The sequence below is a fragment of the Streptomyces sp. NBC_01478 genome (assembly GCF_036227225.1).
Lineage (GTDB): Bacteria > Actinomycetota > Actinomycetes > Streptomycetales > Streptomycetaceae > Streptomyces.
This window is the reverse complement of record NZ_CP109444.1, coordinates 9,098,550-9,112,507: the sequence shown is the minus strand read 5'-3', so window position 1 is coordinate 9,112,507 and position 13,958 is coordinate 9,098,550. Positions and strand designations below refer to the sequence as shown.

10 protein-coding genes are annotated in these 13,958 nt (G+C 71.1%); 6 read left to right on the top strand and 4 right to left on the bottom strand.

Annotated elements, in window-relative coordinates; genetic code table 11:
• Positions 1 to 4: 4 nt before the first annotated feature.
• Positions 5 to 1,684, top strand: a complete 1,680-nt coding sequence (locus OG223_RS40805; protein WP_329260190.1) for a rhamnogalacturonan lyase B N-terminal domain-containing protein — start codon at positions 5 to 7, stop codon at positions 1,682 to 1,684.
• Between the two features lie 39 nt (positions 1,685 to 1,723).
• Positions 1,724 to 2,797: a pectinesterase family protein gene (locus OG223_RS40800; protein ID WP_329260186.1), complete on the top strand. Its 1,074-nt coding sequence runs from the start codon at positions 1,724 to 1,726 to the stop codon at positions 2,795 to 2,797.
• Between the two features lie 8 nt (positions 2,798 to 2,805).
• Here the strand turns inward: OG223_RS40800 and OG223_RS40795 are convergent, their stop codons facing one another.
• A complete protein-coding gene (locus tag OG223_RS40795) occupies positions 2,806 to 4,218 on the bottom strand; it encodes an RICIN domain-containing protein (RefSeq protein WP_329260183.1) in 1,413 nt (470 codons plus the stop codon).
• Positions 4,219 to 4,407: 189 nt separating this feature from the next.
• Between OG223_RS40795 and OG223_RS40790 the strand changes: the two genes are divergently transcribed.
• A complete protein-coding gene (locus tag OG223_RS40790; RefSeq protein WP_329260179.1) occupies positions 4,408 to 6,510 on the top strand; it encodes an autotransporter in 2,103 nt (700 codons plus the stop codon).
• A gap of 22 nt (positions 6,511 to 6,532) precedes the next feature.
• On the opposite strand, the gene OG223_RS40785 is transcribed toward OG223_RS40790, so the two are convergent.
• Entirely contained in the window at positions 6,533 to 7,639 is a 1,107-nt protein-coding gene (locus OG223_RS40785; protein ID WP_329260175.1) for an aminoglycoside phosphotransferase, read from the bottom strand.
• 67 nt (positions 7,640 to 7,706) lie between these two features.
• Here OG223_RS40785 and mmuM point away from each other — a divergent pair, with 67 nt between their 5' ends.
• Positions 7,707 to 8,630: a homocysteine S-methyltransferase gene (gene mmuM / locus OG223_RS40780; protein ID WP_329260172.1), complete on the top strand. Its 924-nt coding sequence runs from the start codon at positions 7,707 to 7,709 to the stop codon at positions 8,628 to 8,630.
• Here mmuM and OG223_RS40775 read toward each other — a convergent pair.
• Both OG223_RS40775 and OG223_RS40770 read right to left on the bottom strand, forming a co-directional pair.
• Entirely contained in the window at positions 8,620 to 9,675 is a 1,056-nt protein-coding gene (locus OG223_RS40775; protein WP_329260169.1) for a LacI family DNA-binding transcriptional regulator, read from the bottom strand. The two genes, mmuM and OG223_RS40775, sit on opposite strands and share 11 nt — an antisense overlap.
• 178 nt (positions 9,676 to 9,853) lie before the next feature.
• Entirely contained in the window at positions 9,854 to 11,434 is a 1,581-nt protein-coding gene (locus OG223_RS40770; RefSeq protein ID WP_329260167.1) for a carboxylesterase/lipase family protein, read from the bottom strand.
• 222 nt (positions 11,435 to 11,656) lie between these two features.
• Between OG223_RS40770 and OG223_RS40765 the strand changes: the two genes are divergently transcribed.
• Together OG223_RS40765 and OG223_RS40760 are read left to right on the top strand one after the other, a co-directional pair.
• Positions 11,657 to 12,670 (top strand): hydroxyacid dehydrogenase, encoded by a 1,014-nt coding sequence (locus OG223_RS40765; protein WP_329260164.1) that lies wholly within the window; start codon positions 11,657 to 11,659, stop codon positions 12,668 to 12,670.
• Positions 12,671 to 12,790: 120 nt separating this feature from the next.
• On the top strand, positions 12,791 to 13,882 hold the full coding sequence (locus OG223_RS40760) for a LacI family DNA-binding transcriptional regulator (RefSeq protein ID WP_329260161.1): 1,092 nt from the start codon (positions 12,791 to 12,793) through the stop codon (positions 13,880 to 13,882).
• Positions 13,883 to 13,958: the final 76 nt, after the last annotated feature.

Here is a 13,958-nt window from a genome sequence, read left to right as displayed (position 1 = left end):
CCCCATGTCCGGTTCTGTGAACAGACCGGTTCGCCGCCGCACCTTCGTCCTCGGCACGGCGGCTGCAGCCGGTACGGCGGCGCTCGCCGGGCCGCTCGCCGGGACCGCGTCGGCCGCGAGCTTCGGCTACACCGACGACGGCTCGAACTACGTCGTCGACACCGGCGCGAGTCTCGTCTTCAAGGTCAGCAAGACCAACGGCGATCTGACCTCGCTGGTCTACAAGGGCACCGAGTACCAGGGCTACGGCGGCATGAACTCGCATGTGGAGTCCGGCCTCGGCGCGTCCACCGTGACGATCGCGCAGTCCGGCACGACGATCCTGATCTCCGTCACGCACGGCACGCTGAAGCACTACTACGCGGCCCGCAGCGGCGAGAACAACGTCTACCTGTGGACCAACAAGGCCGACACCTCGGTCAGCGCGACCCGCTACATCGTGCGCGTCAAGGCCGGCCTGTTCCTCAACGACGAGCCGGATTCCTACACTTACGCGCCGACCACCATCGAGTCCGCCGACGTCTTCGAGAAGTCCGACGGCCAGACCCGCTCCAAGCACTACGCGAAGAAGCGGGTCGTCGACTACGACTACATCGGCTGGACCACCGGCAGCGTCGGCCTGTGGGTCGTGCGCAGCAACCACGAGAAGGCGTCCGGCGGCCCCTTCTACCGCTCCCTGCTGCGCCACCAGAGCGCGGACGGCGGCGGGTTGTACGAGATCCTGTACTACGGCGAGAACCAGACGGAGGCACAGCGCTTCGGTCTCCAGGGGCCGTACGTCATCGCGCTCACGGACGGCGGCGCGCCCGCCTCCTCGCTCTACCACGCCAACCTCACCACCTCGTGGGCCGATTCGCTCGGCATCTCCGGGTACACGGCGGCGGGCGGCCGGGGCCGGGTCGCGGGCGTGGGCATCACCGGGCGCGACACGGCGTACGCCTACACGGTCGGGCTCGCCAACTCGGCGGCCCAGTACTGGGGTTCGGCGCGCGCCTCCGACGGCTACTTCTCGATCACGGGAGTGCTGCCGGGGACGTACACGCTGACCGTCTTCAAGGGTGAACTCGCCGTCTACACCACGTCGGTGGCGGTCACGGCGGGCGGCACGACGACGCTGAACAGCATCGCGATCCCGTCCTCGAACGACCCGTCCAACGCGAGCGCGATCTGGCGGATCGGCAACTGGGACGGCACGCCGGGCGGGTTCAAGAACGCGGACCTGATGACGTACGCGCATCCCTCGGACGTACGGGCCGCGTCCTGGACCGGCAACGTCGTCATCGGCAGCGGGACGGAGACCTCGGCGTTCCCCTGCTATCTGTGGAAGGACGTCAACAGCGGCATCATCGTGTACTTCAAGCTGACGGCGGCTCAGCTCGCCGCCGCGCACACCCTGCGCATCGGTGTGACGACGGCCTACGCGAACGGCCGGCCGCAGGTCGTCGTCAACGACACCTGGACCTCGGCCGTCCCCTCGCCGCCCACCCAGCCGAGCACGCGGTCGCTGACCGTTGGGTCGTACCGGGGCAACAACAACACGTTCACGTACAGCGTTCCGGCGTCCGCGTGGCTGACGGACAGCAGTGCGTACAACACGCTGAAGATCTATGTGGCGAGCGGCTCGGGGTCGACGTCGTTCCTGAGCGCGGGGACATCGGTCGACGCGATCGATCTGCTCGCCTAGAGGCGGCAACTCCCGGGCGGGGGACGGCGACTTGTAGGCATGACAGAGCCGAACACGCACCGCCGCTCCCCCGTCCGGCGACGGGCCGCCGCCGTGGCGACCGGTACCGCCGCCGCCCTCGGGCTGGTCGCCGTGTCGCTGGTGACCCAGGCACGGGCCGCCACCGTCATCACCGTCGCCAAGGACGGCTCGGGCCGCTTCACGACCGTGCAGGCCGCCGTGAACGCGGCCGCCGCCGGCGACACCGTCTCCGTGGCGAAGGGCACGTACACCGAGATCGTCAACGTCCCTTCCGGGAAGACGGGGTTGACCATCCAGGGCGCCACCGGCAACGCCGAGGACGTCGTCATCACCTATGACCGGGCCGCCGGTTACACCGACTCCAGTGGCAACAAGTACGGCACGCTGGGCAGTTCGGTCGCGACCTTCTCGGCGAGCGGCCTCACCGTCACCGGGATCACCGTCCAGAACACCTTCGACAAGTCCGCCCACCCCGACATCACGGACACGCAGGCCGTCGCGATCACCGCGCAGGGCGACCGGCAGACCTTCACCAACGACCGGTTCATCAGCCGCCAGGACACCGTCCTCAACTGGTCGCCGTCGGCGACCGGTCAGTACCGGCAGTACTTCTACTCGTCGTTCATCTCCGGCGACGTGGACTTCGTCTTCGGCAACGCCACCGCCGTCTACGACCGGGTCAACATCCAACTGCGCAACTCGGGCGCGGCAGCGGGCGGTCTCAACGGCTTCCTGTCGGCGCCCAACACCAGCTCCGCGAAGACGTACGGCATCCTCGTCACCGGCAGCTCGATCACCAGCTCGGCGGCGGCCACCACGTACTACCTGGGCCGCCCTTGGCATCCGACGGCGGACGCGGTGGGCCAACTGGTCGTCCGACAGACCTCGTTGCCCGCCGCCGTGAAGGTCGCGGGGCCCTGGACGGACATGAGCGGGTACTCCTGGAAGAACGCCCGCTTCTTCGAGTACAAGAACACCGGCGCGGGCGCCACGGTGAACTCCAACCGCCCGCAGCTCACCGACTCCCAGGCCGCGAACTACACGGCCCAGAAATATCTGGCGGGCACGGACGGCTGGAATCCGGTCCGGTAATCGGGCTCTCAACTACCGCGCGTCCACTGCTGGTTGGTCGCCCCGCTGCACGTATACGTGATGATCGCGGCGGAGTTGGCGGTGGACGCGCCGTTCACGTCCAGGCACTCGCCGCTCGTCCTGGCCTTCACGAGGACGTAGCTGCCGGAGGTGGTCAGGCTCCACTGCTGGGCGGTGGCGCCGGTGCAGTTCTCCTGGGTGACGTTCGTCGAGTTCTCCTGGAGGCACAACGAGCTGCCCCGGCCCATGAGTTCGTAGTAGCCGGTGCCGAGGTCCTTGAACCACCATTTCTGATTGGTGCCGCTGTTGCAGGTGTACTGGCTGATCGCGACGCCCTGCCACAGCGACTGGTTGGCCACGTCCGCGCACTTGGCGCTGTTCCTGGCGATGAGCGTGTTGTACGTCGCGCTCGTGCCGCTGATCGTGCCGGCGGCCGTGTCGATCGCCACCTCCGGGTACCAGGACGCCATGGACATCGAGGTCGTGGTCGGGAAGGTCAACGGCAGCCAGACGTAACGGGAGTCGTTGACGGTGCCGCCGAAGGAGTTGCCCCAGCGGTCGCCCATGTAGAGGTACGAGGTGCCCGAAGTCCCCGTGATCGGGAGGACGTAGGCGGTCTGCGAGTTGTACGTGGTCGAGTCGCCGACGTTGGTGAAGGCCGTCCAGGGGCCGGTGATGCTGGTGGCGGTGGCGTACTGCTGCTGGTTGGCGCTCCAGCCGGTGGCCGCCGAAGTCAGCATGAAGTAGACGCCGTTGCGCTTGAACAGGGCCGGTGCCTCGCGGTGTCCGCCGACCCACGGGTTGGCGACCAGGCCGGCGATGGCGGTGTAGTCGGCGGTGAGCTTGTAGATGTGCAGGTCGTAGTTCTCGTTGGCGGCGGAGACCATGTAGGCGGTGCCGTCGGTGTCGACGAAGGTCGTGATGTCCCGGGACATGTTGTCGCCGAGCGGCTGGAAGCTGCCCTGGTAGGTGTAACTGCCGTCCACGGTCGAGGAGACGGCGACGGCGGCCCTGGCCTCGCTGTAGTCGACGCCGTTCTCCTTGTGCATCCACATCACGAACTGGCCGGTGGACGCGTTGTAGATGACCTTCGGCCGCTCGATGTAGGCGGTGCCGAGTTCGGAGGCGCTGGACTGGGTCAGGACGTGGTTGCGGAACTCCCAGTTCTTCAGGTCGGTGGAGCGGTAGGCGTCCACGTACTTGAAGGTGTTGTCGGAGTTCCGGTCCTCGCCGAACCAGTAGTAGTAGCTGCCGACCTTGATCACCCCGCCGCCGTGCGCATGCACGGCGTTGCCCGAGGTGTCGGTGAACTGCGTGCCGTTGGTGATGGTCTGGGCCGCGGCCTGGGCCGGTCCTGCGGTCACCAGTGCGGCGGCGAGCACGCAGCACAGGGCGACGAGGATTGCGTACACACGTCTCATCTGACGCCTCTCGAAGGTGGGGGGACAACAAGGCAGGAAACAGTGGGGGGTTCGGGATTTCGTACGCCATCTGTCATTACGAACGCCGAAAAGGTATGGGTGTGTTACGGGAAGGTCAACGGGTCGCGCGTGACAAAGATGGACGCGAGATTTCTGTTATCGCCGCGGCCGGCGCCCGTCTCCAGTGACGTGCGCAGCCATACCCACAAGACCTCAGCCGCCGTAGGCGCCCTCGCGACCGTCGCCCTCCTGGTCGGGGCTCCCCCGGCCTCGGCCGCCGGCGCCCGTGACGCCACCGCCGACGTCCTCGCGGACCGCGATGTCACGCTCACCGGCGACACGGTGGTCACCGTGCCGTCCGGGACGACGACGTACGACGGGGTGTTCCGCGGCCAGGGGACGCTGACCGTGCGCGGCGGCGGCACGCTGATCCTCACCAAGGACAGCGACCTCACGCTCCCGGCGGCCCGGCAGCGGCAGAAGGTGACCACCCAGGGCGGCAACCACCCGTACACCACTGTCAGCAATCCGGACCCGCCCGCGATCACGGTCGACCGCGGCACAACTCTCCAGTACGGCACGGGTGGTGGGACCGGCCTGATCGGCCACTTCCCCTACAGCACACCCGGCTACCAGCTCAACGAGTTGAACGTCCGGGTCGACGGCACCCTGCGTCTCTCCCTGACCCGCACGTTCAACATCGGCACGATCAGCGGCTCGGGCCTGGTCACCCAGCCCCGCAACATGTGGGGCACCCTCGACCTCGCCGGAACTCACCCTTTCTCAGGGGTGATTGACAACGGCACGGGCATGGCGGTCGGCCGCCCCGAGTACCCGGTGGCACTGCCCAACGCCCGCGCGATCCTCAACCAGGGCTCCTGGATCATCGACACCCCGCTCTACCAGACGATCACCCTGCGCCAGAACTTCTACCAGCGCGAGTACGGCAGCGACGTCAACGTCCACTCCCGCCCGGGCAGCAAGGTCGTCCTCACGGGCCAGTACAGCTACAGCGACCAGGGCGGCGACACGAACCCGTCCCTCAGCGACTCGAACCTCAACTGGCGTGCCATCGCCCACCAGTTGAACAAGCGCGGCACCAACATCGAGGGCGCGGACGTCCAGTGGGGCGACGGCACCACCCACCGCATCTTCATGCCGGGCACCAAGGACACCGTCTACATCAACCTGCATGCGGCGAGCGGGGTCCGGTCCCGGCTGACCTTCGACTACGACGGTCCGGTCACCCTCGGTGCGCCGATCGGCGGCGGCAAGTACCACGACACGCTGGCCGCGCCCGGCACCGGGGACATCGTCATCGCGGGGACGCGCGGCAACGACGTGACCTTCGCGGCGCCGCAGTACTACGACGGTTCCACGACCGTGGAGAAGGGGGCGGTGCTGCGGCTGGGCACCGGGAAGGCGGGCGGCGACGGCGGGTTGCTGACCGGCACGGAGGTGCGGCGGATCGTCGACGACGGGACCCTGGTGCTGCGCAATGCGGCACTCGGCGTCCAGTTGGCGCACGTCAGCGGCAAGGGGTCCCTGGTCCAGTCCGGCGCCGCGACGACGACGCTCACCGGTACGGCGGTGACGTACACGGGGACGACGACGGTCTCGAAGGGCACGCTGGCGCTCAGGTCGGGGGCAACTCTCGCGCACAGCAAGGCGATCCGGCTCACCTCGGCGGGTGCGCGGCTGGACGCGGGGGTGGCCGGGCTGCGTGTGGCGACCAGCCTAACCGGTGTGGGCACGGTGAAGGGTTCGGTGACGAACGACAGCTTGGTGACGACCGGGCTCACTGTGACCGGGAACTACACGCAGAGTGCGAAGGGCGAACTGGTCCTGGGAGCCAAGCCGTTGAAGGTCGCGGGCAAGGTCGGACTGGCCGGCGACCTGGACCTCTCGGCCGCCGGGACGCACCCCGCGCGGACCGTCACGATCCTCGACCACACGGGCAGTGGCGCAACGACCGGCGCTTTCAAGGGACTTCGTGAGGGCGCCAAGCTGAAGCTCGCCGACACGACGTACCGCATCAGCTACCGGGGCGGCGACGGCAACGACGTCGCCCTGACCGCGGTCACCGCGAGCAGCCCCTCCCCCACCCACCGCACCGAGTCGTCAGGAACGACGAAGGTCACCGAGGCCCGCACGGCGAACACCGCCCGCAGCGACGGCTTCGGCTGGTGGCCCTACGCGCTCGGACTCGGCCTGCTGGGCGGCCTGTTGGTCCCGGCGACCGCCCGCACACGGGGCGGTGGCAAGCGCGGGGGCGGGAAGCACGCGGCGTAGGGCTGCGGCACGCGGCGTAGGGCTAGCGGCCGCTCGGCGCCTCCGGGAAGCCGAGTTGCCGGGCCAGCGCCCGCGCCTCGGCTGCCCACCCCGCGAGGAACGCGAGGGTCAACCCCCGCTCCCGGTACCGGAGTTCGGCGGAGACGCCGCGCTCACCGCCGTAGTCCAGTTGCCGCTCGCTCGCGCGGGCGAGCATGGCGGCGGTGAGCCAGTCGTACTTCACGGCGGAGGCGCACATCCCGAGGCGGACGAGCCGTTCGTCGGTCTGGTTGCCCGACTCCCGCAGGCCGTGCAGATAGGCGCCGTAGGCCCGCGCCGCGTACCCGGGCAGGCTGCGGGCCGGGACGAACAGGTCGAAGACGGAGTCGGGGAGGTAGTTGCCGAGGTCCTCGCCGAGGGCGCCGTCGCCGGCGAAGGCCCGGTCGAAGAGGACGCTGTCCGAGCCGTGCGAGCGGACGTTGGCGGGCCACTGGTCGAGATGGCTGAAGGCGCGGGGCAGGGCCTCCATGACGTCCAGGAACCACTCGCGGTCGTGGTGCAGCCGGACCATGTCGTGGCGCAGTCCGGCGGGGAAGTGGTCGCGGACCAGGGGCTGTTGCCAGGCCGCGTCGTCGTCGAGGAGTTCCTCGCCGAGCGTGTTGCTGCCGACGTACTGGCGCAGGAAGCGGTGCGACAGCCAGGGTTCGTCGAGGACGGGCGCGGCGCCCTGCGCGGCACCGAGACGGCGGGCGTGTTCGACGTGCCGGGCGAGCGGCCAGGCGGTGCCCGGCTCACCCCGCACCTGCTCCAGCCACAACGCCACGTCCCCGTCGGCCCGTTCGACCCGGGCGAGCAGCCGGGGCGCGCGGATGCCGTACGGCTGCCAGCTCCGCGCAAGCCCGGAGTCGTAGATGTTCGCCTCGCGCAGCCAGTAGTTCCAGTGGCGGGGGTCGTCGGAGGCGGCCCAGCGGCCGGTGGCGTCCTTGCCGCGGGTGAGGACCTTGAGGACGGCCGTGCGGTCGCCCGCCGTGACGGTCCAGACGCCCGCGGTGACCCCGTTCCTGAGGTTGTGGGTGAGGGGTGTCGCGGAGACCGGTCCGACGGAGTGATCCAGGACGTCCCGCGCTTCGGCTTCCGTGATGTTCCCCATGGTGGGCGATCCTTTCAGCAGGTGGACAAAGACCGACGGGTACGGCCGTATCGACTAGCGTCGGGGCATGACCAGCGACACCTCCGCCCCCCTCACCGACGCCCTCGCCGCCGGGACGCTCGTCCTCGACGGGGGTCTGTCCAACCAGCTCGGGGCGGCCGGGCACGATCTGAGCGACGAGCTGTGGTCGGCGCGGCTGCTCGCGGACGAGCCCGAGGCGATCACCGAGGCGCACCTCGCGTACTTCGAGGCGGGCGCCGATGTCGCGATCACCTCCAGCTACCAGGCCACCGTCGAGGGCTTCGCGAAGCGCGGGGTCAAGCGCGACCGGGCGAGCGAACTCATCGGCCTGAGCGTGGAGTTGGCCCTGGACGCGGCGGTGGAGAGCTGGCGGCGGGGCGTCAAGCGGCCCCTGTACGTGGCGGGCTCGGTCGGGCCGTACGGTGCGATGCTCGCGGACGGCTCCGAGTACCGGGGCCGGTACGGGCTGAGCGTCGCCGAGCTGGAGGCCTTCCACCGGCCCCGCATTGAGGCGCTGGACGCCGTCGGACCGGATGTGCTGGCCCTGGAGACGATCCCGGACACCGTCGAGGCCGAGGCGCTGCTGCGGGCGGTGCGCGGACTGCGGGTGCCGGCCTGGCTGTCGTACTCGATCGCCGGTGACCGCACCCGTGCGGGGCAGCCGTTGGAGGAGGCGTTCGCGCTGGCCGCCGACGCGGACGAGATCATCGCGGTCGGCGTCAACTGCTGCGCGCCCGAGGACGTCGAGGGCGCGGTCGAGATCGCCGCCCGCGTCACCGGCAAGCCGGTCGTCGTCTACCCCAACAGCGGCGAGACCTGGGACGCCGGCGCCCGCGCGTGGACGGGCCGTGCCACCTTCACCACCGAGCAGGTCGAGCGCTGGCGGGCGGCCGGCGCGCGGCTGATCGGCGGGTGCTGCCGGGTGGGGCCCGAGGCGATCACCTCCATCAGGCGGACGCTCACACGGTGACGGCCGCGATCGAGTTCCGCACGACCACGTGGGTGCCCAGCAGCAGGTGCTCGTCCGGGGACTCCGGCGTGCGGCCCAGCGCGGTGCGTACGGCGAGGCGGCCCAGCTCCTCGTAGGGGACATGGACCGTGGTCAGCGCCGGGTGCAGGTCGCGGGCGAACGGGATGTCGTCGTAGCCGGCCAGGGAGACATCGCCGGGGACGTCCAGGCCCGCCTCGTGCAGCGCGGTGAGCGCGCCCGCCGCGACCATGTCGGTGGCGGCGACCACGGCCGTGAACTCCAGTTTCCGGCTGAGCGCCTGGCGCATCAGGCGGTGGCCCGAGTCGCGGGTGAAGTCGCCGTGGAGCAGGAGTTCCGGGTCGGGTTCGAGGCCGCGGGCGCGGTGCGCGGCGAGGTAACCGCGTTCACGGCCCTGCGCGGTCGCGTGGTCCGGCTTGCCGCCGAGGAACAGGACACGCTGGTGGCCCTGGGCCAGGACGTGCGCGACGAGGGCGTAGGCGCCGCCCTCGTTGTCGTACTCGATGACCGTGACCGGTGCGCCCGGGCCGAGCGGCGGGCGCCCGCAGAGCACGAGCCGGGAGCCGGCCGCCGCGAGCGAGTCGGCGATACGGCGGGTGCGCTCGCGGTACTCGGGGGTGTCCGCGGTGCCGCCGACGAGGATCACGGCGGCGGTGCGCTGGGCGCGCATGGTCTCGATGAAGTCCAGTTCGCGCTGGACGTCGCCCTCCGTGCTGCACACCAGGCAGAGATGGCCGAGCCGGGTCGCCTCACGCTCCACGCCGTGCGCCATCAGCGCGAACGACGGTCCCGTGATGTCCTCCAGGACGAAGGCGAGGGTCGGTGTCCCGACGCCCGCCACGGCCTTGGCGCGGGCGTCGGCGACGTAGTCCAGTTCGCGTACGGCCCGCAGCACGCGCGTGCGGGTCGCCGTGCTCACCGGGTAGTCGCCGCCGAGCACCCGCGACACCGTGGACGCGGACACCCCGGCGCGGGCCGCCACGTCCCGGATGGTGCTCCCGTTCGCGTCCTGGCTCTTCCTGGTCATGTACCGCCCCGCCCTCCCCGGCCTGTGGCAACACGTCCGGCAACCGGTTCCCTGCGCGGAGGGTAGCAGCGGGCGACGGCCGGGAGGAGAGGCGTACGTCGGCCAATTCGCCCGCGTCAGCGCGGCTGTTGTCGGCGACCGGCGTTGGGCAACCGGTTTCCGTCCCGTCCCCGGGCGCTCACGAAGACCGCCGCACATCCCCGGTCCGCCGCAGCCGGCGTACGACGGACCGCAGTTCGGTGGCGCTCCGCGCGGGTGGGCGCTCGACCGGGACCGCTGCCGCTTCCTTGGCCTCGGCGTCGGCCGCCCACAGGGCGAACTCGGGGTCGCGCGGGCCGTGCGCCACGTAGGGGGCGCCTTCGCCGAAGATCCGTACCGGATGGGTGTCGTCCCAGGTCTGCCAGCCGGGGTCGCCGTCCACGGCGAACCGCACCCAGGCGCCGTGCATGGCGTCGGCGAGTTCCTGGGGCGCGCCCTGGCCCGCGAGTTTCGCGGACTCGGGGATGTCGCCGGTGTCGAAGACGAAGCCGAGTTCCAGGGCGTGGCAGGAGCCGAGGTCGGGGAGGTTGGAGGGCCAGGCGAACTCGTACACGTGGGAGGTGCCGGGGCGGGCCTCGGCGAGACGGTGCAGCGGGTAGCGGAGCAGGTGGTCGGTGACGAGCTGGCCGACGGTCTCGGCGGTGCCGGCGCCGGGGTGCAGGGCGCGGTAGCCGCGCGCGACCTCGACACCGCAGTGGCAGCGGGCCATCGCGCCGGCCAGGGCGACCGCGCCGAGCCGGTCGACGCGCTCGTGCAGGCCGCCGGGGACCAGCCACAGCCGGTACTCGTCGCGGGTCCAGCCCAGCATCAGGTCGACGCCCCGGCCCGCCTCGCCGTCGACGAGGGCCTCCAGCGGGTCGCGGGGCACGAGGTCGCCGTCGATGACGATCCCGAACGTGGGTCCGCCGAGCACCGGGCTGCTGAGTCTGCCCACGTCGGCCTGGGTGCGCAGGAGCAGCTCACGGTCGACGGCGGCGAAGGCCTCGGCGGTGGCGGGGATCTTCAGCCGGGTCGCCATCCGGCGCACCATCCGCCGCACCTTGTCGCGGTCGAAGGCCTCCGGCGGCCCGCTCTGCAGGACGGCCCGCCGGACCAGTCCCTGGGCCTGCGGGGCGGCGAGCAGGGCGCCGGTGCTGATCGCGCCGGCGGACTGGCCGAAGAGGGTGATCCGGTCGGGGTCGCCGCCGAACGCCGCGACGGACTCGTGCACCCAGCGCAGCGCGGCGAGCTGGTCGCGCAGGCCGGGGTTGGCGGGGGCGTCCGGGAAGAGGCCGTAACCCTCCACGCCCAGGCGGTAGTTGACCGAGACGAACACGACTCCGTCGCGGGCGAAGGCCTGTCCGTCGTAGACCGGGACGGCCGACGAGCCCCGGGTGAGCGCGCCGCCGTGCAGCCACACCATGACCGGCAGCCGGGCGCCGGGGCCGGGCTCCGGGGTCCACACGTTGAGGTTGAGGCAGTCGTCGCCGGGCACGACGGGGTCGGAGAGCAGTTTGGCGAAGGCCTCGGAGTACGGCGATTTCGGCGGGGTCGGGCCGAAGGCGAGCGCGTCGCGCACTCCGGTCCAGGGCTCGGGCGGGACGGGCGGGCGGAACCGGTGGGGGCCGAAGGGGGGCGCCGCGTAGGGGATGCCCCGGAAGACCGCGATGCCGTTCTCGTACCGGCCGCGCACCGCCCCGTAGGGGGTGCCGACCACGGGGTTCGTCCGCTCTGCCGTCATCTGCCCACCAGCTCCTCACCGCGCTCGTGAACCATGCTCATCAGAGCATCACATCGCACCCCGCTATTCCGGCGGACGAACTCCGCTGGACGGGTCACGCGATGTTTCCGTCCGCTGCGCCCTCACTCACCGATTGACCCCCGCTCCCCGGCAGATCTACGGTAGAAGACGCTTTCAGAAAACGTTTCCTCCCTCATCCTCATGTCGCACTACTGGAGGGTCATGCCCAGCGCCCAGCCGCCGAGGGCCGTGTTCGCCATGGATCCGGTGCACCTGCCCCTGCTCTTCCCCCCACCCCTGATGGCCCGGCTCCGGCAGACGGCCGAGATCGACCCGGGGCTCGTCGTCCAGGACTTCGCCGCACCCGAGGCCGCCGGAGCCCTTGCCGGGGCCGAGGTGCTGATCACCGGGTGGGGCTGCCCGCACCTCGACGCCGACGCGCTGGCTGCGGCACCCCGGGTGCGCGCCGTGCTGCACGCGGCGGGCTCGATCCGCTCGCTGGTCGGCGAGGCGCTGTGGGAGCGCGGGGTGACCGTCTCCAGCGCGGTCACCGGGAACGCGCTGCCGGTCGCGGAGTACACCCTCGCGATGATCCTGCTCGCCGGGAAGGACGCCTTCGCCCAGCGGGAGCGCTTCCGGCACGCGCACGCGTACCCGACGCCCGCCGAGACCGCGGCGATCGGCAACCTCGGCCGCCGGATCGGCGTGATCGGCGCCTCCCGCGTGGGCCGCCGACTGCTGGAACTGCTGCGGCCCTACGACTTCGAGGTGCTGCTGCACGACCCGTACGTCAGTGTCACCGAGGCCGCCGTGCTCGGTGCCGAACTCCTGCCGCTGGACCACCTGTTGAGCGGCAGCGACATCGTCAGCCTGCACGCCCCGGACATCCCCGAGACACAGCGCATGCTGGACCGCGGACGGCTCGCCCTCATCCGCGACGGCGGCGTCCTGATCAACACCTCGCGGGGCGCCCTGATCGACCACGAGGCCCTCACCGACGAGCTGCTCTCCGGCCGGCTGACCGCGATCCTCGACGTCACCGAACCCGAGCCGCTGCCCCCCACGTCCCCGCTGTACAAGCTGCCCAACGTCTTCCTCACCCCGCACATCGCGGGCTCCCTCGGCAACGAACTGGCGCGGCTCGGCGGCATCGTCGTCGACGAGCTGGAACGCCTGGCCGCGGGCCTGCCGCCGGTCCACGAGGTACGGCACGCGGACCTGGCCCGTGTCGCCTGATCCCGGCCGTCCACAGGCCGGTGCACCGGGAACGACCTTGGGATACGGTTTCCGGACCGGCGCGGGAGCAGACCCCCGGGCGCCCGGTACGAACGCGGTCATGGTGAAGGAGTCGCTACGGTGAGTCAGCGCAAGGCGTCGGGCGACGTCGGCCGGGCGACGATCCGGGACGTGGCGGAGCGCGCCGGGGTCTCCGTGGCGAGCGTCTCGCGCGTGCTGTCCGGCAACTACCCGGTGTCGGAGGAGCTGCGCCGCCGGGTGATGAAGGTGGTCGGCGACCTGGACTACGTCACCAACGCGCACGCCCGTTCCCTGGCCGGCGGCGGCACGCCCACGGTGGCGATCCTCATCAACAACATCACCGGCGCGGCATTCGCCCACGTGGCCAAGGGCGTTGAGGGCGCGGCCACCCTGCGCGGCTGGCTCTCCCTGGTCGGCACGACCGGCGACGACCCGGAGCGTGAGCTGGCACTGGTCAACCTCATGCGTCAACAGGGCGTCGCCGCCGTGGTGTTGCTGGGCGGCGCGTACGACGTCGACGAGTACCAGGTGCGGATGGGCAGTTTCGCCCGCTCCCTCGACGCGGCCGGCTCGCACCTCGTGCTCGTCGGCCGCCCGCCGCTGGAGGGTGACGTCCCGGCGACGACGGTCGACTACGACAACGAGGGCGGCGCCTACGCCATGGCCAGCCACCTCCTCTCGGCCGGCCACCGCCGGGTCCTGGTCCTGCCCGGGCACGCCGAACTCACCACGGCCCAGGGCCGGTTGAGGGGGGCCCAACGGGCCTTCGAGGCGTACGGCGTGCCGTTCGACCCGGGGATGGTGCGGCACGGTCCGTACGACTACGAGCACGGGTACGAGGCGGTGGAGGACACCCTGAAGGACGGGGTGGACTTCACCGCGGTCCTCGCGGGGACCGACGTGGTCGCCGCGGGCGCCATGCAGGCGCTGCGCGCGGCGGGCCTCAGGGTGCCCGAGGACGTGTCCATCGTCGGCTACGACGACATCCCGCTGGCCTCCCAGCTCACCCCCCAACTCACCACCGTGCACGTCCCGTACGAGGAGATGGGCCGGGTCGCGCTGCGCGCGGTGGCGGACCGGCGCGAGGGCGGCGGCACGGGCCGGCGCAGGGGCGGCGACGGCGACCATCTGGTGCTGGGCACGCATGTCGTCGTACGGAACTCGGTGCGTCCGCCCGCGCCGCGGGGCTAGGAAGCTCCCGGGAAACTCAGAGTTACGTAACCGGTTTCTCTTCAAATCCCCTGGCCAGATGGGGTCTGTCCAGGGC

What these genes read in the sequence shown, in the direction of transcription:
- OG223_RS40795 (WP_329260183.1), bottom strand. Translation starts at nt 4,218, where the DNA reads ATGAGACGTGTGTACGCAATCCTCGTCGCCCTGTGCTGCGTGCTCGCC.
- mmuM (WP_329260172.1), top strand. Translation starts at nt 7,707, where the DNA reads ATGACCAGCGACACCTCCGCCCCCCTCACCGACGCCCTCGCCGCCGGG.
- OG223_RS40785 (WP_329260175.1), bottom strand. Translation starts at nt 7,639, where the DNA reads ATGGGGAACATCACGGAAGCCGAAGCGCGGGACGTCCTGGATCACTCC.
- OG223_RS40800 (WP_329260186.1), top strand. Translation starts at nt 1,724, where the DNA reads ATGACAGAGCCGAACACGCACCGCCGCTCCCCCGTCCGGCGACGGGCC.
- OG223_RS40765 (WP_329260164.1), top strand. Translation starts at nt 11,657, where the DNA reads ATGCCCAGCGCCCAGCCGCCGAGGGCCGTGTTCGCCATGGATCCGGTG.
- OG223_RS40805 (WP_329260190.1), top strand. Translation starts at nt 5, where the DNA reads ATGTCCGGTTCTGTGAACAGACCGGTTCGCCGCCGCACCTTCGTCCTC.
- OG223_RS40770 (WP_329260167.1), bottom strand. Translation starts at nt 11,434, where the DNA reads ATGACGGCAGAGCGGACGAACCCCGTGGTCGGCACCCCCTACGGGGCG.
- OG223_RS40775 (WP_329260169.1), bottom strand. Translation starts at nt 9,675, where the DNA reads ATGACCAGGAAGAGCCAGGACGCGAACGGGAGCACCATCCGGGACGTG.